The sequence below is a fragment of the Chromobacterium sp. W521 genome, assembly GCF_052805975.1.
Genome location: NZ_JBRBAF010000051.1, coordinates 1 through 362 on the forward strand (window position 1 = coordinate 1; position 362 = coordinate 362).

General features: G+C 56.9%; 1 protein-coding gene. It reads right to left on the reverse strand.

Features of this window, described 5'->3' with window-relative positions; translation table 11 throughout:
• Nucleotides 1–362 (reverse strand): GTP-binding protein (locus ACUXV1_RS23255; protein ID WP_446016778.1); only part of this gene is annotated, 362 nt, incomplete at both ends.

Consider the following 362-nt stretch of genomic DNA (forward strand, 5'->3'; position numbering starts at 1 on the left):
TTCAGGAACACGATGATGTACGGAACGCCAACCTGACGGGACAGCAGGATGTGTTCGCGGGTTTGCGGCATCGGACCGTCAGCGGCCGAGCACACCAGGATAGCGCCGTCCATCTGGGCAGCACCGGTAATCATGTTCTTAACGTAGTCGGCGTGACCCGGGCAGTCTACGTGAGCGTAGTGACGGGACTCGGTTTCGTATTCTACGTGAGCGGTATTAATGGTAATACCGCGAGCCTTCTCTTCCGGCGCGCTGTCGATCTGGGAGTAGTCTTTGGCTTCGCCACCGAACTTCTTCGACAGAATAGTGGTGATAGCAGCGGTCAGAGTGGTTTTACCATGGTCCACGTGACCGATGGTGCC